At 60.9% G+C, this 19,075-nt stretch carries 18 protein-coding genes and 1 pseudogene; 8 read left to right on the top strand and 11 right to left on the bottom strand.

Annotated elements, in window-relative coordinates; translation table 11 throughout:
- Nucleotides 1-56 precede the first annotated feature (56 nt).
- The 3 genes from HSW_RS12500 to HSW_RS22835 all read left to right on the top strand — a co-directional run bounded on the left by HSW_RS12500 (nt 57) and on the right by HSW_RS22835 (nt 2,293).
- Nucleotides 57-713: a protein-L-isoaspartate(D-aspartate) O-methyltransferase gene (locus tag HSW_RS12500; protein WP_044002205.1), complete on the top strand. Its 657-nt coding sequence runs from the start codon at nt 57-59 to the stop codon at nt 711-713.
- Nucleotides 714-858: 145 nt separating this feature from the next.
- Nucleotides 859-1,380, top strand: a complete 522-nt coding sequence (locus HSW_RS12505; protein WP_044002206.1) for an acyl-CoA thioesterase — start codon at nt 859-861, stop codon at nt 1,378-1,380.
- 64 nt (nt 1,381-1,444) lie between these two features.
- Nucleotides 1,445-2,293, top strand: coding sequence for a hypothetical protein (locus HSW_RS22835; RefSeq protein WP_052346399.1), 849 nt, complete (start codon nt 1,445-1,447; stop codon nt 2,291-2,293).
- A gap of 86 nt (nt 2,294-2,379) precedes the next feature.
- On the opposite strand, the gene HSW_RS12520 is transcribed toward HSW_RS22835, so the two are convergent.
- The 7 genes from HSW_RS12520 to alaS form a co-directional block, all read right to left on the bottom strand.
- On the bottom strand, nt 2,380-3,537 hold the full coding sequence (locus HSW_RS12520) for a TlpA disulfide reductase family protein (protein WP_052346400.1): 1,158 nt from the start codon (nt 3,535-3,537) through the stop codon (nt 2,380-2,382).
- Between the two features lie 142 nt (nt 3,538-3,679).
- A complete protein-coding gene (locus tag HSW_RS22840; protein WP_052346401.1) occupies nt 3,680-4,711 on the bottom strand; it encodes a TlpA disulfide reductase family protein in 1,032 nt (343 codons plus the stop codon).
- Between the two features lie 96 nt (nt 4,712-4,807).
- Nucleotides 4,808-5,332 carry a peroxiredoxin family protein gene (locus HSW_RS12530; protein WP_071883104.1) on the bottom strand — a complete coding sequence of 175 codons (525 nt, stop codon included), beginning with the start codon at nt 5,330-5,332 and terminating at the stop codon, nt 4,808-4,810.
- A 232-nt stretch (nt 5,333-5,564) separates the two neighbouring features.
- Entirely contained in the window at nt 5,565-7,022 is a 1,458-nt protein-coding gene (gene gatB / locus HSW_RS12535; protein ID WP_044002208.1) for an Asp-tRNA(Asn)/Glu-tRNA(Gln) amidotransferase subunit GatB, read from the bottom strand.
- Between the two features lie 142 nt (nt 7,023-7,164).
- Complete coding sequence (locus HSW_RS22845; RefSeq protein WP_155832955.1) at nt 7,165-8,025, bottom strand: energy transducer TonB; 861 nt, start codon at nt 8,023-8,025, stop codon at nt 7,165-7,167.
- A gap of 122 nt (nt 8,026-8,147) precedes the next feature.
- Complete coding sequence (locus tag HSW_RS12545) at nt 8,148-8,750, bottom strand: energy transducer TonB (protein WP_197031871.1); 603 nt, start codon at nt 8,748-8,750, stop codon at nt 8,148-8,150.
- A gap of 304 nt (nt 8,751-9,054) precedes the next feature.
- Entirely contained in the window at nt 9,055-11,742 is a 2,688-nt protein-coding gene (alaS, locus tag HSW_RS12550) for an alanine--tRNA ligase (protein ID WP_044002210.1), read from the bottom strand.
- Nucleotides 11,743-11,954: 212 nt separating this feature from the next.
- On the opposite strand from alaS, the gene HSW_RS12555 reads away from it, so the two are divergent.
- The 3 genes from HSW_RS12555 to HSW_RS22850 all read left to right on the top strand — a co-directional run bounded on the left by HSW_RS12555 (nt 11,955) and on the right by HSW_RS22850 (nt 15,160).
- On the top strand, nt 11,955-12,314 hold the full coding sequence (locus HSW_RS12555) for a MerR family transcriptional regulator (RefSeq protein WP_044002211.1): 360 nt from the start codon (nt 11,955-11,957) through the stop codon (nt 12,312-12,314).
- Between the two features lie 655 nt (nt 12,315-12,969).
- On the top strand, nt 12,970-14,112 hold the full coding sequence (gene dprA / locus HSW_RS12560) for a DNA-processing protein DprA (RefSeq protein WP_044002212.1): 1,143 nt from the start codon (nt 12,970-12,972) through the stop codon (nt 14,110-14,112).
- Nucleotides 14,113-14,326: 214 nt separating this feature from the next.
- Complete coding sequence (locus tag HSW_RS22850) at nt 14,327-15,160, top strand: aminotransferase class IV (RefSeq protein WP_052346404.1); 834 nt, start codon at nt 14,327-14,329, stop codon at nt 15,158-15,160.
- Nucleotides 15,161-15,198: 38 nt separating this feature from the next.
- Here HSW_RS22850 and HSW_RS12570 read toward each other — a convergent pair whose 3' ends face one another.
- Nucleotides 15,199-15,402 carry a hypothetical protein gene (locus HSW_RS12570; RefSeq protein WP_044002213.1) on the bottom strand — a complete coding sequence of 68 codons (204 nt, stop codon included), beginning with the start codon at nt 15,400-15,402 and terminating at the stop codon, nt 15,199-15,201.
- Between the two features lie 514 nt (nt 15,403-15,916).
- On the opposite strand from HSW_RS12570, the gene HSW_RS12575 reads away from it, so the two are divergent.
- Nucleotides 15,917-17,077 (top strand): carboxypeptidase-like regulatory domain-containing protein, encoded by a 1,161-nt coding sequence (locus HSW_RS12575; RefSeq protein WP_197031872.1) that lies wholly within the window; start codon nt 15,917-15,919, stop codon nt 17,075-17,077.
- Nucleotides 17,078-17,080: 3 nt separating this feature from the next.
- A pseudogene (locus tag HSW_RS25210) lies at nt 17,081-17,242 on the top strand (alpha/beta fold hydrolase); the annotation flags it as partial.
- Between the two features lie 39 nt (nt 17,243-17,281).
- Here the strand turns inward: HSW_RS25210 and HSW_RS12580 are convergent.
- From HSW_RS12580 to HSW_RS12590, 3 genes are all read right to left on the bottom strand, one after another.
- Nucleotides 17,282-18,076: a thymidylate synthase gene (locus HSW_RS12580; RefSeq protein WP_044002215.1), complete on the bottom strand. Its 795-nt coding sequence runs from the start codon at nt 18,074-18,076 to the stop codon at nt 17,282-17,284.
- Between the two features lie 124 nt (nt 18,077-18,200).
- Nucleotides 18,201-18,497 (bottom strand): TIGR03643 family protein, encoded by a 297-nt coding sequence (locus HSW_RS12585; RefSeq protein ID WP_044002216.1) that lies wholly within the window; start codon nt 18,495-18,497, stop codon nt 18,201-18,203.
- A 91-nt stretch (nt 18,498-18,588) separates the two neighbouring features.
- A complete protein-coding gene (locus HSW_RS12590; protein ID WP_044002217.1) occupies nt 18,589-19,068 on the bottom strand; it encodes an SRPBCC family protein in 480 nt (159 codons plus the stop codon).
- Between the last annotated feature and the right edge of the window lie 7 nt (nt 19,069-19,075).

The following is a 19,075-nucleotide window of genomic DNA, read 5'->3' on the forward strand; positions in this document are numbered from 1 at the left end:
GCCGCTTGCTTTTGCCGGGGCCGTTCGGTTGCCGGTTTCGCCTTTTCCTGCCGCTTATGCACACCGATACGTACCGTCATCGAGGAATGCGCCGCACCCTGGTGGAGGAGCTGCGCCGCAAAGGCATCCGTGATGAGCGGGTGCTGACAGCCATCGGCGTGGTGCCGCGCCACCTGTTCTTCGACGCGGCCTTTCAGCCCCACGCTTACCAGGACAAAGCCTTCCCCATCGGCGAGGGTCAGACGATTTCGCAGCCCTACACCGTGGCCTACCAGACGGAGCTGCTGCAGGTGCGGCCTACCGACCGGGTGCTGGAAATCGGGACGGGTTCGGGCTACCAGTGCAGCGTGCTGCTGGAGCTTACGCCCCACGTATTCAGCATCGAGTACAACCAGGTGCTGTTTGAGCGCACGGCCCGCCGCCTCATGGCCATGCAGCGCCCCCCCCACCTGTTTTGTGGCGATGGTTCCCTAGGCCTGCCCCAGCACGCACCCTTCGACAAGATTCTGGTGACGGCCGGCTCCCCGACGCTGCCCCGCCCGCTACTGCGGCAGCTGCGCGTGGGCGGGGCGCTGGTCATTCCGGTAGGCGATGAAACCACGCAGCGCATGATGCGGGTAGTACGGGAAAGCGAGGAGGAATTCTCCCGCCAGGAGCTAGAAGAATTCCGCTTCGTGCCGTTGTTGGGCCAGGCTGGCTGGGGCAAACAGTGAGATGGTGGAAATGGTGAGTTGAGCAGATAAATGCCAACAAAAAGCACGTCATTCCTCGACTCCGCTCGGAATGACGTGCTTTAATTTATTTCACCTGTTACTCAGCTCGTACCTTTGCGGCCGTACTACCTGACCTTTTTTCCTGATGCTGCGCAAACAGAAGCCGGTGCAAGACTCGTTCGTCCGAATGACCGAACTGGTGCTCCCCAACGATACCAATACACTTAATAACCTCATGGGCGGCCGCATGATGCACCTGATGGACGTATGCGCGGCCATTTCGGCCCAGCGCCACTCCAACCGCATTGTGGTAACCGCCTCCGTGGATAACGTCTCGTTCCGGGAAGGTATTAAGCTGGGCAGCGTGGTTACGCTCGAGTCTCAGGTGACGCGCTCCTTCAGCTCCAGCATGGAAGTGCACATCAACGTGTGGGCCGAGGATATTCCGAGCGGCACCAAAATTAAGAGCAACGAGGCCTTTCTCACCTTCGTGGCCGTCGACCAATCGGGCCGCCCCATTGACGTGCCCGACGCCGTGCCGTCAACAGAGGAGGAAATTGCGCTGTACGAAGGTGCCCTGCGCCGTCGTCAGTTGCGCCTGGTGTTGGGTGGCCGCATGAACCCGCACGAAGCCACCGAGCTGAAAGCGTTGTTCGAGCTGGAATAACACCCCGGCCGCGCCGGCTTCTGCGTCGGCCTGCTTTTCTTCTGTTGCTTTCCTGCTTTTGCCGATGGATACCGCCGCCACGCTCGCCTTTTTTCAGAACTTCTATACCGGCACCGCACTCTACGTAGTGCCCGAGCCCGATGCGGCAGCTCCGGAGGCCGGCCATGTGGCGGCGGCCACCCTCCCTGCCGAACCCGTACCGCCAGTCGTAGCCGCGCCGGCTAGCGCTCAGCTGCCGCCCGCACCGCTTCCGGTGGCACCTCGGCCGCCCGCGGCTCCGGCCCCGGCGGCTCCTCCCCGGCCCGCCGTGCCCGCGCCGGCACCGATGGCTCCGCCCGTTGCCGCGCCCGTTGCTACACCGCCCCTGCCCGCTCCGAAACCGATAACGGCAGAACCTGCTGCGCCGGCACCGGTCGCGCAGCCGCTCGGGACGCTGCCGCTGGCCCAGCTGCCGGCGGCGGCTCCCGCTCCGGCGGGCCGGGTGCAGCCGACACCCACTCAGTCGCCGGTGGCGCATATTCCGTTTGCCACGCTGGGCAGCAACGCCCAGGGGCTGGTGATTCTGGTGCGCGTGTCGCCTGAGCAGTTCCTCAAGCTACCGCGCAACGTGTTCCTCAATAACCTGCTCAAGGCCCTGCGCCTGGTGATGGAAGACGTGGTACTGGTGAACGTGGAGCACGAGAAGTTTCCGGTGGCCCTATGCAGCCTGCGCCAGCACCTGGCCGCCCGACAGTTCCTGGCCTTTGGCAAAAATCTGCTCGACGTGGCCGTGTACACCACCCAACCCTACGAGCCGGTGCTCCTCTACGGCGACACCGCCTTCCTCGGCGCCAGCGAAATTGAGATGCTGGAGTACGACGCCGGCCGCAAAAAACAGCTCTGGCAAGCCGTGCAGCGGATGTTTCTGGGGTGATGGTTGAATGGCTTAACGAGAAACGGCCCGCGTCTGAAGTGACGCGGGCCGTTTCTCGTTAAGCCATTCAACCATCCAGCCATTGCTTACTTCAGCACCGAAGCCAGTTTAGCTTCCAATGCCTCACCACGCAGGTTTTTACCGATGATGCGGCCCTGGGGGTCGAGCAGAATGGAGGCGGGAATGGACTTGATGCCGTAGGTCTGGCCGGCGGCCGACTCCCAGCCCTTCAGGTCCGAAACGTGCTTCCAGACGAGGCCGTCGGCTTCAATAGCCTTGAGCCACTTGGCGCGGTCCTGATCAAACGACACGCCGTAGATTTCGAAGCCTTTGCCTTTGAACTTGTTGTAGGCCTTCACCACATTGGGGTTTTCGCGGCGGCAGGGGCCGCACCAGCTGGCCCAGAAGTCGATGAGTACATACTTACCGCGCAGGCTGGTCAGCGGCAGGGCTTTCCCATCGGGGGCGGCCAGGCTGATTTCGGGGGCCGTGGTACCAACAGCGGTAGCCCGCAGCGGCTCCAGGCGGGCCACCAGGGCCTTGGTGTAGCGCGAGTTAGGCTGGCTGGTTTTTAGTTGGGTAGCCACCGAATCGGCCAGCGTGAAGTTCTCATCGGGGTTCAGCACGCTGCTCACCACAAAGCCCGACACGATGGAGCCCGGATTCTGGCGCACCAGTCGAACCACTTCGCGCTGGCCCATGCTTTGCACCAGCTCAGCCTGCCGCTGAATGGCCTGCATCGAGTCCTGGCGGCCGGCCTGGGCGGCCTGGGTGTACCGCTGCTCCAGGCGGGGCATCAGTTGCTGCATCTGCTGCTGGCTGGTTTGCAGGGCTTGGTTTACCTGGCGCAGCAGCTCCGAATCGGGGGAGCCTTTCACGGCGTAGGTGGCGGCCAGCTTCTGCGCGTCGCCGGTCAGCTCCAGACGACTGCCGTTGCCGAGCACTACCAGGGCTTGGTTCTGGTCGGAGGTTTTCACCTGATAAAGGCCGGTTTCGGGCAGGGTGCCGGCAAATTTAAACTGGCCCTTCTCGTCCACCGTGGCCGTATCACGCGACACAAACTGGGTTTCACCCAGTTCGGCCAGGTACACCTTAGTGCCAGCCGGAGCATTCTGGAGTTGACCATTGAGCTGGTACCCCGTGGCATCGGTGCCGCCGGTAGTGGGCGTAGTGTTCTTATTGCAGGCATTGGCCATGCCCAGCAGGGCACCCAGGTAGAGCAGGCTCTTCATTTTGTGCATCATTCAGAAAGCAGACCGCCGGAATAATGGGCGGGGGTTTGGCAAAAGACGAGGAAACGGGCCGCAAGTTGCCGATTTTGGCCGGAATTGCCCCGCCTCCTCCCTAACCACTTCCCACACGCCTCAGTTCACCTGCCGCCCCGCGCTACGGCAGCAGTTTGCTCAACCGTTTCTCCAGCGCCTCCCCCCGCAGGTTGCGCGACAGGATAAGGCCATCGGGAGCAATGAGCACAGTGGTGGGCACGGCCAGCACCCCGTAGAGCTGCGCTGCCGGCGAGTCCCAACCTTTCAGATCCGGCACCTGCGTCCAGGGCAGCTGGTCCTGCCCCACAGCTTTGCGCCATTTGCCGCCGTCCGCATCCACCGATACGCTCACGATTTCCAGCCCCTTAGCCTGGTACTGCTGATACAGGGTACGCAGACGCGGGTTTTCGGCGCGGCAGGGGCCGCACCAGCTGGCCCAGAAATCAACCAGCACATACTTGCCGCGCAGGCTGCTGAGCGTGAACGAGGGGCCGGTGGCCGTGGGCAGGGTGAAATCTGGAGCCGGTTCGCCGCCCTTTTCGGTGAGGGCCGCCGTGTGGGTGCGGGTGGCCAGCGCCTGGGCTTCGGCCAGGGCCGGTTGCCGCTGGGCCAGCACCGTGGTCATAGAATCGACAAATGCCTGCTGGCTGGCCTGGCGGCTGAGGTAATTTTTGGTGAGGTAGGCTGCCAGAAAGGTATCCGGCGTGCGGCGCACCAAGGCGCGCAACTCCCGCAGGCCCCGGTTTTTAGCCGGCAGCTGGGCCACCCCGAACATCTGCGGATAGATATCCTGCTGAAACTGCTGCCATTGTTCCACGCCTACCGAGCCCCGGGCTTTAAACCGCAGAAACTGTTTTTGGGGCTCCTGCTCCAACGTGAAGCTGAGCTGGTCGCCGGGGTGCAGGGGCAGCTGGTATATTACCTTCTGCCCGCTTACCTTCAAAGAGGCCAGAATGGGGTCCGCCAGCTGCCCGCGCAGCTCACAATGGCCCGCCGCGTCCACCGTGGCCGAGTCCAGCGTCTGCCAGCCGCTCTGGTAATGGGTGAGGTAGATAGTCGTACCGGCCGGTACGCCGGTCAGCTGGCCCTGCAGTACATAGGCAGGCGGCGCAACGGCCGCCGTCAGCAGCCAGGGAAATAACGCAGTAAGCATGAGATAGGGTTAAAGAAGAAATACGGCTGCGAAGCTGTGCATTTCCCCCTATATATTCCATAAAACCGATATACAAACTCCCCTTTCCGCCGCGCTTTAATCTAGCGGGATGTACCCGGAAATCTTCTGGCCCATGACCCGGCCGTACAGATCGGTAGCCAGCACCTGTCCCTCTGGACTCAGCAGTACCGAGAACGGCAGCGTCCGGACCCGGTAGGCCCGGGCCGCCGCGCCGCGTAGGCCCCGCCCGTCCGAGACGTGGAGCCACCCCAGTGTATCGGCGGCCACGGCCTCGTGCCAGCGGGCCGGGTCCTCGTCCAGCGACACGCGCACGATTTCCAGCCCCCGCGAGTGAAACTGCCCGTAGAGTTTGCGCAGATTAGGGGTTTCGGCCGCGCAGGGTACGCACCCGATGGCCCAGAAATCAAGCAGCACGTACCAGCCGCGCAGGCTGCTGAGCATGAACGGCTGACCAGCGGCCGTGGACAAGGTAAAGTCGGGGCCACGCCAGACCAGGGCGGCGGGTAGTGCACCCGTTGCCGCAGTAGTTGGTGCGGCCGGTGCCAAAGGCCGCTGGCAGCCCATGAGCACGGCTAAAAACCCAAAAGCAGCATAACGCATAGCAACCCGGTGGTGAGGTGAGCGGGAAGATAGATGCTGCAGATAAAAAACCGCGACACATCATTGCCGGAGCAGCCGCGCCAGCAGCAACAGCAACAGCAACAAAGTACCAATAACGGTCATGCGGAGCATGACGTTTCTACTGACTGCGGTAACATTCTAAACAGCTCCTATACCAAAAAAAGCCACCAGCCGAACGGCTGGTGGCTTTTTTTGGTCGTTTCAGAACGGTTTAGGCATCCAGCTTCTGACGCAGGAGTTGGTTGGCCATTTTAGGGTCGGCTTTGCCGCCGGTGAGCTTCATCAGCTCGCCCATAAACATGCCCGTGAGGCTTTTTTTGCCGGCGCGGTACTCGGCCACTTTGGCGGGGTTGGCGTCGAGCACTTGCTGAATCATGGCTTCCAGCGCCCCGGCGTCGGACTGCTGGAGCAGGCCCTGGGCCTCGGCGGCAGCGGCGGCGGTGTGCGTGGGGTTTTCCAGCAGGAACGGAAACAGCTGCTTGCTGGCTACCGAGTGGCCCACCTTGTTGTCGTCAATGAGCCCAATGATATCGGCCAGGTGCTGGGTGGTGAGCGGGAACTGGTCGAGGGTGAGAGCCCGCTCATTGAGGTAGGCTTTTACCGGTCCGGTTACCCAGTTGGCGGCGGCTTTGGCGTTGGGCGTGAGGCGGGTCAGCTCATCGAAGTAGAGCGCCACTTCCTTTTCGGCCGTGAGCACCGTGGCATCGTAGTCCGAAAGGCCCAACTCGCCGGTGAAGCGGGCGTAGAGCTGCTGTGGCAGCGCCGGCAGCTCGGCCTGTACGCGGTGCAGCCACTCGTCGGAAATTATTACGGGCGGCAGGTCCGGCTCCGGGAAGTACCGGTAGTCGTTCATGGTTTCCTTGCTGCGCTGGCCGTTGGTGGTACCGGTAGCCGCGTCGAAGCCACGGGTTTCGGAGTCGATGATTTCGCCGGCTTCTACCAGCGCAATCTGCCGCTCAATCTCGTACTCAATGGCCCGCTGCACGTTGCGGAAGGAGTTCATATTCTTCACCTCCACCTTCACGCCGAACTCGGTGGCGTCCTTGCGCATCACCGAAATGTTGGCGTCGCAGCGTAAAGAGCCTTCCTCCATGTTACCGTCGCAGATGCCCAGGTACTCCACCAGCTTCTTGATTTCGGCCAGGTAGGCGTAGGCTTCCTCCGCGTTGCGGATGTCGGGCTCACTCACGATTTCGATGAGCGGCACGCCGGCCCGGTTCAGGTCCACGAGGGTTTCCACCTCGCCAGCCAGGTGCATGCTCTTGCCCGCGTCCTCCTCCATGTGGATGCGCGTCACCCCGATTTTCTTCACCGAGCCGTCGCCCAGGCGGATATCCACGTGGCCGTCGTGGCAGATGGGGGTTTTGTCCTGGGTGATTTGGTAGCCCTTTGGCAGGTCGGGGTAGAAGTAGTTTTTGCGCGCAAACAGGTTGTCGCGGCGGATGTGGCAGTTGGTGGCCAGGCCCATTTTCATGGCAAACTCCACGGCCGAGTAGTTTACGCGCGGCAGCGTGCCGGGGTGGCCCAGCGTAATGACGCTCAGGTTGTTATTAGGCAAAGCGCCGTACTCGTTTTCGTCGGAAGAGTACATTTTGCTGCGCGTGAGCAGCTGGGCGTGTACTTCGAGGCCGATGACGGGCTGGTATTTGGATTTGATGCTGTCGTCCATAGAGAAATCAGGCAGGGTTGGCCGCCGGGGCCGCAAGATAAAACTATCTGTCCGAGAAAAAGCAGTTGCCCATCGTGCAACCAACTGGCCTTTCTGCCCGGACTGAGTGCCTTCGGGTATCAGTTGCTACCGCAGCGCCGGCTTAGAGCGTCTGGGGTGGCCGCCGCCGGAACAGGGGGGTGTTGTTGATGGCAAAGGTGATTGGCACCGTGAAATACACCCGTACCGGCCGGCCGTCTTGGCGGCCTGGTATGAATTTCGGAATGCCTTGTACCACCCGCAACGCCTCCGCATCCAATAACGCGTCAACCCCTTTCGACACCATCACCTGCTGCACCTGGCCGGTGGTATCCACTATAAACTTAACGAATACCTTACCCTGCACATTCCGGCGCAGGGCCTTGCCGGGATAGTGCGTGTTCTGACCAATGTAGCGCAGTAATGCTTCCTGTCCGCCCGGAAAAACGGGCATCACCTCGTACTCAGAAAAGGCAATTTCCTGCCCCTGGTTGTTATAACAGACGCCGGTGGTACGCTCATTATCCACGTACATTTCCTGACGCTTGAGCGTACCATCGGGGTAGTACAGCACCAGCTCTCCTTCCCGCTTGCCGGCCACATACAACTGACGATACTGTACCTGCCCGGTCTGGTAGAAACTTTCGTGCCGGTCTACTGCCTTACCGTGCTCATAGGGGTAGCGCCAGCTGAGCTGACCGCTCTCGTACCACCCTTCACTCGTCCCATGGACAATGTGCCGGTCAAGGTCTTCGTACACGGCAAGGGAACGGGGCTTACCACTCACAAAGAACGTGCGTACCGTACCCCCACCCGAAGCATCTGGCTCCGTCACTTTACGGTAGTCTGCGCCCTCTGCTGAAGGCAAAACAGCATCCGTTTTATCGAAATATTCAGTTTTTGTGGCGGTTTCGGTGGCTGCCTGCTGGGCCAGCGCGCCAAGGCTGCTGAGCGTGAGCCCCAGTGCCATTACATAATTTTTCACGGAATTTTCGGTAGAAAGATAGAACGAAGCGTCAAAGATACTCGCTCTTGCTGCAGCCAGGCAACAGCCGGTCCGCAGTACGTTGAAAGCGCATAAACACTCAAGAATGGAGCCAACAAGCCTTACTCCAGGCTAAAAGTAACCGGAGCCGAGTAGACGGTTTCAACCAGCTCACCATCCAGACGGCCGGGGACAAACGGCTTCAGCTTGCGCACTGCCTGCACGGCTTCTTCCTGCAGAAAGCCATACACACGCTTCAGATCAGCGTCGGCGTTGGCGGGTGGCGGTTCCGGCCGGATGTCTTTTACCCGGCCCTCAGTAGTCACCAAAAACTTCACTACAACCACACCTTGCACGTGCGCTATCAACGCCTCATGCGGATACTTTATATTCTGTTGCAATTCCCGTAGCAGGACTGCGGTATCCCCAGGATATACGGGCATTTGCTGGTAGGGAAAATAACGCACCACCTGTCCGTCGGGCCCGAAACACTCGCCCGTCGTGGGCTGACCGGGGGCTACCTGTTCGCGGCGGCGCAGAACGCCCGTGGGGTAGTACGTGAGGCGCGGCCCCTGCCCCTGCCCCAGCACGTAGCTTTCCTGCAGGCGCATTTTCCCGGATGTATGGTATTCCATGTACGCCCCGTGGCGCACGCGGGGGCGGCGGTTCAGGAAGCCCTCAAACGACAGCAGCTTACCGCTGGGCAGATAGTACGTTTTCTCCATGCCCCGGAGGCTATCAACCAGAATGGTTTCTACCCGATAAGCCGCTCGGGCGGCCCCTGCCAGCCGGTGGCCATCTTTGTCCTGATATTCGATTTGACGCGTAATCTTTGTGCTGTCGGGCAGTGTGTCCGCTGCTGACGCAGTACCGGAAATAGCTAATCCAACTACGAGTAAGAAATATTTCATCCGCCTTCTTAATACTGGGGCTTATATATGAATAGCGCCCGGGTGTAACAGGCAGCTCAAGGCTACTACTTATTACAACCGGGCGCTACACCTCGGAATCAGAATTTACTGCCCGCGTCTACCCGGCCAGCAGCCCGTCAATCAGGCCTTCGGCTTTGGCAATGGCGGCGCCCAAACCGGCCGCGTTCTTGCCACCGGCCGTGGCGAAGAACGGCTGCCCGCCGCCACCGCCCTGGATTTCCTTGGCCAGCTCACGCACCAGGGTGCTGGCGTTGAGCTTGCCGCCTTTGGCCAGCTCGTCGTCGAGCATCACGGCCAGCTGGGGCTTACCGTCGATTTCGGCGCCGAGCACGGCTACGAGGTTGGGCACGGCCTGGCGGAGGTTAAAGGCCAGGGTTTTGAGGCCGTCGGCCGAGGTGGCCTGCACCTGGGCGGCGAGGAAGTTTACGCCGTGCAGGGCCTTCACCTGGCCCACCAGCTGGTCTTTCTGCTGGTTGATGCTCTGCTGAGCGAAGTTTTCGATCTGCTTGCGCAGGGTGGCAATTTCCTCGGTCTGCTTCTCGATGCCGGGAATCAGGTGCTGGGGGTTGCCGAGGGCCTCGCGCACCTGGGCCAGCAAGTCCAGCTGCTGGTTCACGAAGGCTTCGGCGGCCTCGGCCGTCACGGCCTCAATGCGGCGCACGCCCGCGCCCACGGCGCTTTCACTCGTGATTTTGAAGAAGCCGATGTCGCCGGTGGTGCGCACGTGGGTGCCGCCGCACAGCTCCACCGAAAACTCCCGGTCGAAGGTGATGACGCGCACGAACTCGCCATACTTCTCCCCAAACAAGGCCGTGGCCCCAAGGGCTTTGGCGTCGTTGATGGGCACGTTGCGGCGCTCATCCAGCGGAATCTGCTGCCGGATGCGGGCGTTGACCAGCGTTTCCACCTGACGCAGCTGGTCGTCGGTTACTTTGGTGAAGTGCGAGAAGTCGAAGCGCAGCAGCTTCTCGTTCACGAGTGAGCCTTTCTGGGCCACGTGACTGCCCACCACCTCGCGCAAGGCAGCCTGCAGCAGGTGGGTGGCGGTGTGGTTGCGCTGAATCTGGGCGCGGCGGGCGTGGTCGTAGCGGGCTGTGAACTCGGCGTCGAGGTCTTCGGGCAGCTCCAGCACGGTGTGCACGATGAGGTCGTTTTCCTTTTTCGTGTCGAGCACGCGCACCTTGCTCAGCGGCGACTCCAGGTAGCCGGTGTCGCCAATCTGCCCGCCCGACTCGGCGTAGAACGGCGTCTGGTCGAGCACCACCTGGTACTCGGTTTTGCCTTTGCGGTCGGTGCGGCGGTAGCGCAGGATGCGGGCCAGGGCCTGCTCCTGGTCGTAGCCTACGAAGGCGGGCTGCTCTTCGAATTCGCGCACCACGGTCCAGTCGCTCTGCTCGGTTTCCTGGGCGTTACGGCTGCGGCTTTTCTGCTGCTCCAGCTCCTTCTTGAAGCCTTCCTCGTCCACGCTCAAACCCTTTTCGCGGGCAATGAGGGCGGTGAGGTCGAGCGGGAAGCCGAAGGTATCGGACAGCTCGAAGGCGGTTTTGCCGTCGATACGGCTGCCGTTCTGGCGGAAGCCTTCTTCCAAGGTTTCCAGGCGGCGCAGACCGTTTTCGAGGGTTTTGAGGAAGGCAATTTCTTCTTCCTCCACCACGCGCTGCACAAACTGCTGCTGCTGCTTGAGCTCGGGGAAGATGCCGGCCATCTGGTCGGCCAGCACGGGCACAATCTTGTAGAGGAAGGGCTGCTTCTGGCCCAGCGACGAAAACGCGTAGCGCACGGCCCGACGCAGAATCCGCCGAATCACGTAGCCGGCCTTCACGTTGCTCGGCAGCTGCCCATCGGAAATGGCGAAGCTGATGGTGCGGATGTGGTCGGCAATAACGCGGATGGCAATGTCCGTTTTCTCGTTTTCGGTGGCCGGCTGGTCATTCACGGTGGCCGGGGCCGTGCCGTGGTATTCCAGGCCTACCTCATTGGCAATGAACTTGATCAGCGGCTGAAATACGTCGGTGTCGTAATTGGACTTCACGCCCGACACGGCCATCATCAGGCGCTCGAAGCCCATGCCGGTGTCCACGCTCTGCTCGGGCAGCTTGATCAGGCTCTTATCGGCCAGGCGCTGGAACTCCATGAACACGTTATTCCAGATTTCCACCACCTGCGGGTGGTCAGCGTTTACCAGCTCACGGCCGGGCTTCTGGGCCCGCTCCTCCTCGGAGCGCAGGTCGATGTGGATTTCGGTGCAGGGGCCGCACGGACCCGTGTCGCCCATCTCCCAGAAGTTGTCCTTCTTGTTGCCAGGCAGAATCCGGTCGTCGGTGGTGTATTGGCGCCAGAGGTCCTGGGTTTCGGTGTCGGCAGAGGTGCCGTCGGCCTTGTCACCCTCAAAATAGGTCACGTAGAGGCGGTCCTTTTCCAGCTTGTACACGTCGGTGAGCAGCTCCCAGGCCCAGGCAATGGCGTCCTTCTTGAAGTAATCCCCAAACGACCAGTTGCCGAGCATCTCGAACATGGTGTGGTGGTAGGTATCGTAACCCACCTCTTCCAGGTCGTTGTGCTTGCCGCTCACGCGCAGGCACTTCTGGGTGTCGGCAATGCGCTTGAAGGGCGCGGGCTTGTTGCCCAGGAAATAGTCCTTGAACGGGGCCATGCCCGAGTTGATGAACAGCAGCGTGGGGTCGTCCTTCACCACAATGGGGGCCGAGGGCACGATGTGGTGGCCTTTAGAGGCAAAGAAGTCCAGGAACTGCTGGCGGACGTGGGAGGCGGTAGGGAGTGACATAAGAGTAGCGCGGAAGCAGGCTCCGCGACGCGTAGGGTTCGTAAAATTGGCCGCAGCCGGTATTTTGGCTACTTTTCGCAATCAACAGGAATTGCGCCGCCGGCAAAGGTAAAAGGTATTGAGTATTGCGTACCGGGTAATGAGACATTGTTTCAGCGGCCGGTATTCCGGCACCGACTCAGTACTTTGTACTCAGTCCTCACTACTACATCATGCCCTACAAAGACCGCGAAATCGAGAAGCAGTACTTCACCATCGGCGAGGTGGCGGCCCAGTTCAACGTGGCCCCGTCGCTGATCCGGTTCTGGGAGACGGAGTTTGAGGAGTTGCGGCCGCGCAAAAGCAAGAAGGGCAACCGCCTCTACACGCCCCAGGACGTGGATATTTTCCGCACAATTTACCACCTGGTGAAGGAGCGCGGCTATACCATCCCCGGCGCCCGCGATATGCTCAAGCAGAAAGGCCCCCAGCTCAAGGAAAAAATCGACGTCATCCAGAGCCTGGAGAAAATCCGCAAGTTCATGGTGACGATGAAGAAGGAGCTGGATGCTATTGGGAAGGCGCAGCAGTAGGATCAATTAACATAATGAATGTCAATTATTTATGCTACTTAATAAATTGATTTACAGCGAAAAACACGTCAATCAATTCATTACAACAATTTGGTTAGTCAGCTTAGTACTTGTACTGCTAACCACATTCACTCCGCTAGAATTTAACCCGATTCAGCTAACCTATCTACCCAGATGGGGCCTTTGGTTCTTGGTCATCCCAGCTACACAGTGGCTCAGGACATCTACCAGGATTTTGCCGTGGCTCTGGAAATCTATACCCTGGCTGCTTTGGGTGCCGCTTTTAGCCCTCCAATTGGCATATTCTATCAAGTCATACATTCGTTATCCTACCTATAATGTCTTCAGGAATATTCGCTATATGCTTCTCATCTTCGAGGATGTGTTTGCCGCCCAGTTACGCACTCCGTATTACTTCTACACTTGGCATACAAATACTATCCATTACCGTTGGGGGAGTCGGATTGTAGCTCAGCAGCTACTTGATACCCCATGGGGCGGCGAGCCACGACGGGTTATTATCACCCCGCTTTTGCCAGGCCTTCAGTGGAGTCAACCTATAGCTGATGATCTGCTGTTGCATGCTCCATGGCAGCCTGTAGATACTGCTTCTGTGAAATAGCATAGAAACTTAATTGACTGCTACATCAGACTTATGCCTCAGATTAACAGTGCCAACGATACTCTGCTCCACGAAGTCGCCCTGACGCTGTTCCCCAACATCGGGCCGCAGCTGACGCGGCAGCTGATGAGCTACGGGGGCTCGGCGAGGAACGTGCTGCACCTGCCGCCGGGTAAGCTGCTCAAGATTCCGGGCGTGGGGCCGGCTACAGCGGCCATTCTCACCGGTGCAGGACGCGGCAACGCGTTGCGGCAGGCCGAGGCCAGTCTGCGCCGGGCGGAGAAGGACGGCGTGCAACTGCTGTTTTACACCAGCAAGCAGTTTCCGGCCCGCCTCAGACAGATTCCCGACGCTCCTGCCCTGCTCTACTACCAAGGTACCGCCGACCTCAACCAACCTAAAACCCTGGCCATCGTAGGCACCCGCCAGGCCACCGACTACGGCCGCGAGCAAACCGAGCGGATCATCAAGGGCATCATACCACACAAGCCACTCATCGTCAGCGGACTGGCCTACGGCATCGATATTGCCGCTCACCGTGCCGCGTTGCAGGAAGGACTGGAAACCGTGGGCATCATGGCTACCGGCTTGGATGTGCTCTACCCGGCCGTGCACCGTAAAACCGCCGAAAAGATGCTCGCCCAGGGCGGCCTGCTCACCGAATTTTCCTTCGGCACCCAGCCCGACAAGTACAACTTCCCGTCGAGGAATAGAATTATTGCGGGCCTCTCAGACGGCACCGTGGTGGTGGAAGCCGCTAAAAAAGGCGGCGCGCTTATCACTGCCGACCTGGCCCTGGACTACGACCGGGACGTGCTGGCTGTGCCCGGCCCACTGGGTTCGGCGGCTTCCGAAGGCTGCCACGACCTCATCAAGGCCAACCGCGCCGCCCTGTACTCCGAGCCTGCCGACATCGAGCAGCTTCTCAACTGGGACTTGGTCCTGCACCTAACCGGCAAGCCCAAAAGCCCTACTATCTACGACCCGCTGGACTTTACGCCAGAAGAGTTGCAACTGCTACTGGTGCTACAGGCTGCCCCCAACCGCGAGGAACACCTCGATACGCTGGCCTGGAAAGCGCAGCAGCCAGTGCATCAGGTGGCTTCTCTCCTGCTGGGGCTGGAGTTCCGCAGCATCCTGAAGGCCCTGCCGGGCAAACGGTTTGGGCTGTTGTAGGGTATAAAATAGTAGCGTAAAATCGTGGAACGCAAAAATGTTCCACGGGGAACCTTGTGTCTTCATCCTTACCTTTCAGGCCAGAAACGCAAGGTATCAGCGTCTTATCGGTGCAGAAAAAATCTGCTCTTTTCTGGCTGGTCAGCTATTCCGACAGCCCAGCACTCAATCGTTTCGGTCCTTGGTTACGGATACCTCTGCTTTCTTTGCAGCTATGCTAGTGCTCTACAATGGCGAATTGCTGCCGGCCGATACGGTGCGCCTGCCGCTGCCCAACCGGGGCCTGTACTTCAACGACGGCTTTTTCGAGACGCTTGTGTGGGAGCCGGCCGGCCTGCGCTACCTCCCCTATCACGTAGCGCGCATGCAGCGGGCCGCCACCGCCCTGAGCCTGGAATTACCGGCCACCCTGGCTTCAGCCGCGGCCCTTACGGCCACCGTGCAGCAGTTAATCGGCACTGCCCCGGAGCCGGTACAGCGGCTCCGGCTGCAGCTGTGGCGTAGCGGCGGCGGCCTTTACGCTCCTGCCACCACGCAACCCGACTGGCTGTTGACCACGCAGCCTTTCGCCGCGGTGGAAACGCCCGTTCTGCAGTGCGACTTCGCAACGACGGTACGCACGCACTCCTCATCGGTGTCGTTCTGCAAAGGGCCCAATGCCCTCCTCTACGTACTGGCGGCGCAGGAGCGGCAGCGGCGCAGGCTGGACGAGGTGATACTGCTCTCGCATGAGGGCTACGTGGCCGAAACGGTAGCCGCCGCTCTGGGTTGGATTCGGCAAAAGACCATCTACGCGCCGACTGAGGCCGCGGGTGGCGTGGCCGGGACGCGCCTGGCGCATCTGCGAACTACGGCCGCTGCGTTGGGGCTGCTCTGGCGCGAAGGCCTATATGAGCCGGACGAGCTTCTGCGGGCAGAAGCCGTATTCACCGCCAACGTGGCCGGAGTTCGGGCGGTTCAGCAAATAGGCACCGTGGAGTTTCACTCCGCTACCCACCCCCTGCTGCGGCGGTTATGCCTGGCGGAGGCAACCACCCCCGGGGGCTAACGGCCGCTCCTGGTGCGGCGTTCGGGTTTCTTGCCGGATCAGCCCACCAGGGCTACCACCGCGGGACGGTTGCGCAACTGAAACCAGCTCTCAAAAAACTCAGTTAAATCCTCCTCCGTTACCCCATTTTCCCGCAACACCGCTTCCCGGTCGCAATGCATGGCGTCGAGCGTGTACAGCGCAATCCAGGTACGGTGCTGCCGGCTCAACCCGGAGGGCGCTGAAGAAAACGAGGTGGACATAACGAAATAGCGTATGCGAAAGGTTCAAGGCATGCCTTTAGCTACGCAACCGCTTCAACGTCCGGATTTTATCATTATTTCGTTAGCCCCCAATTTCCCAAAAAGGTTTTTTCTACCCGTGGTGAAGAGGGCTACTAAGCCGCATTTGTTGCCAGCTTTCCCAATAGTCAAGCAAGTCTTTTTCGGTTACGTTGTTCTGCATTAGTACCTGATTGCGGTCAACGTCCGCATTTTGCAGGGAGTACAGCGCAATCCAGGCGCGGTGCTGACGGGAAAGGCTGGTACGGGACCGGCTAAGCCCGGAATGCGTTGAGAAGTGAACCATGACCTACCTACGGACTTATTCCTATTCCTAGATTTTTATTCTCATTATGAATTGAAAAAATCCTGTATTCTTGGTATCAACCACTTGCTGTAAAGCACGCACTCCATCATGATTATCCCCTTAAGCCTCCTTATCCGCCAAACTATTTCTTCAAATAATTATAAATTCATCTACATTCATTTGACTAGCATGCTCATATCTTTCTCCGATACCTTCGGCTGTTTTGCCCGCACGAAGCCCCTGGCTGGCTGGGGCATCCGCGCGGGAGTCTGGGTGTGCCTGCTGGCAGGGCTGCCGGCCACTGCCCAGACACGGCTGCTCCAGGGCCGCACCGTGGATACCCGCCAGCAGCCCGTGCCCTTTGCCACCGTAGCCGTGCCTGGCACCACTCTGGGCACCGCGGCCGACGCGGAAGGCCATTTCCGGCTGGTGGTGCCCGATGCCCTGCGCCCCACGGCCCGGGTAGTGGCCTCGGCAGTAGGCTACCAGCCGGCCGAGGCCCCGGCCGGCAGCTTCGGCACGGCGGAGCGGCCGCTGCTGCTTCCTGACCGACCGGTCAGTCTCCAGGAGGTGGTTATCCGGCCGGGGCGGGAGTTGGTGACGGTGGGCCCGTTGCGCGAGGGCCAGCGGCTCACCTCCGAGCTCTACAACGCCGGCAACCTCATCAGCCCGACGGGCCGCCGGGAAGCGGGCAGTTTGGTGTCGGTGCCGGCCTCTTGTCAACTGCGGGACTTCAACTTTCAGGTGGCGTTTAATACGTTCCGGGAGGTGCGCGTGCGGCTGCGGCTGTACCGGGTGGCGCAGGGCCGCCCCACCACCGAGCTGGTACCGGACGGCATTCCGGTGGTGGTAAGCCAGAAGCGCGGTTGGGTAAGCGTGGACCTGCGGGACTACCAGCTGCAGTGCGCGGCGGAAGAGTCAGTAGCAGCCACCCTGCACTGGGAGCGGGATACCACCACGGCCTTGCACCGGCACGGCTTCGTGCTGGCCGCCCGCACCGGCCGCCGGCTGCAGTACCTGAGCCGCGCCGCGCCGGATGCGCCCTGGGAGCTAACCAAAGGCAGTGCCCCGGTCTGCTACTTTACGGCTTCGGCGGCAGCCACGGGCCAGCCGCCGGCCGCCCCTGCCCCGCCGCGCCCGGCCACCGACGGGGCCGCAGACGAGCCCAGCCCGTTGTTTCGGATGATGCGGGCCGCCCGGTTTCCGCACCGCTCCTCCCGACACTACGGCGACAGTACCGCCCGGGGCAGCACCGTGCCGGTGGCCGGGGCCCGCCTCTACTACGAAACCTACGGTCAGGGCGAACCGCTGCTGCTGCTGCACGGCTACGGCCAGTCCATAGGGGCCTAGCATTTGCAAATTACGGAGCTGGCGAAGCACTTCCGGGTACTGGCCGTGGATACGCGCGGCCACGGCCGCAGCCTCGACGAAACCAACCCGGAGCTGACCTACGACCTGCTGGCCGAGGACGTGCGCCAGCTGCTGGACCATTTGCAGGTGCGCCGGGTGCGCGTGCTGGGCTGGAGCGACGGGGAGACGCAAAATGTTGCGTCTCTACACGGCCACGGGGGCTTTGATGGCGGGCCAGGGGTCGTAATTTTCCAGGGTAAAGTCCTCGTACTGGAAGGCGAAGATGTCCTGCACGGCCGGGTTCAGGCGCATGGTGGGCAGCGGGCGGGGCTCCCGGGTGAGCTGCAGGCGGGCCTGTTCCAGGTGGTTGCTGTAGAGGTGGGTGTCGCCGCCGGTCCAGATGAACTCGCCGGGCTCCAGGCCGGTTACCTGCGCTATCATCAGCGTGAGCAGGGCGTAGCTGGCAATGTTGAAGGGCACGCCCAGAAACACATCGGCGGAGCGCTGGTAGAGCTGGCAGCTGAGGCGGCCGTCGGCGACGTAGAACTGAAACAAAGCGTGGCAGGGCGTCAGACGCATCAGCGGCAACTCGGCCACGTTCCAGGCCGACACCACCATGCGGCGCGAATCGGGCTGGGTGCGCAGCAGGTGTACCATCTGCGCAATCTGGTCGATACTCTGGCCGTCGGGCGTAGTCCAGCTGCGCCACTGCTTGCCGTAGATGGGGCCCAATTGGCCGTTTTCGTCGGCCCACTCGCGCCAGATGCTCACGCCCACGTCTTCCAACGACTGGTTGCTGGTGTCGCCGCGCAGAAACCACAGCAGCTCGTGGATGATGCTCTTCAGGTGGACTTTCTTGGTGGTCACCAGCGGGAAACCCTGCTGCAAATCAAACCGCATCTGGTAGCCGAACACCGACAGCGTGCCGGTGCCAGTGCGGTCGGTTTTGCGGGTGCCGTGGTCGAGGATGTGCTGGAGCAGGGTGTGGTACTGGTGCATAAGAGCGAATTGTAGCGGAAGCTTAGCTTGCGCCGAAGCGAACAAGCCGCCAAAAATAGAAAAAGCCGCCCGGTTCAGGCGGCTTTCCTCGTGAAATACTGGCCGGTTGGCCGGCGCGGCGCGCCTACCGCTTGCTGATTTTGTTGTGAGTGATACTACGCTGCTGGTTGCTTTTGAAGCCATCCACATCGTCGGAGCGAAGGGCGCGGTGCTTGGTGGCGCGCCCGCTCATGCGCGCCCGCCACATCCGAAACGAGGACGCCTTCATTTCGCGGCGCATCAGGGTAATGACGTCCTTTTCGGCTAAGCCAAACTGGGTTTCAATGGCCTCGAACGGCGTGCGGTCCTCCCAGCCCATTTCAATGATACGGTCAATGTCTTGAGGGGATAAAACGGCGGCTTGGGCAGGATTCTCGGACATGGGACGGCGGATTACGCCGGATGAATGCGCCCGGCACTTCTGCAACCGCTGGGCTTCGGGGGATGTTTCGGGGCACAACCGCCGCCGGCTGCTACTGCGGCGGCAGCACTTCGCGCCACTGGCCGCTTTCGGCGTAGTGCCTGACCACGCGCGCCCGCTCCGTCAGGAACTTCCGGAGGTAGCGTTTCAGCACCAGTGCATCCACCAATTGGCCCAGCCAGCCCAGCGGGGAGGCAAATTCGAATACGTCCCGCATCAGAGTACCAGCATCCTGTACCTGAAAATGGTGCTCATGGCGCATGCGTTTAAAAGCGCCCCGCTGCATTTCGTCGCAGAAATAGACCGGGGCCTCAAATGCTGTGACCTTGCTCGTCAGCGTCTTCCACACACCAAAATGCCGCGCCCGAAACGTGACGGAGTCGCCGAGCTGCAGCACGCCGCGGCGGACACCACCAATGATTTCCTCTTGGGTTTGGCTGGCCGAAATAGTGTGCAAATCCATGCTTAGCGCCAGCTGAAAACAGCGGGCCGCCGGGGCGTTGATGAACGTCAGAACTTCGATAGTGGGCACGTGCCGG

This window comes from Hymenobacter swuensis DY53, assembly GCF_000576555.1.
GTDB classification, from domain to species: domain Bacteria; phylum Bacteroidota; class Bacteroidia; order Cytophagales; family Hymenobacteraceae; genus Hymenobacter; species Hymenobacter swuensis.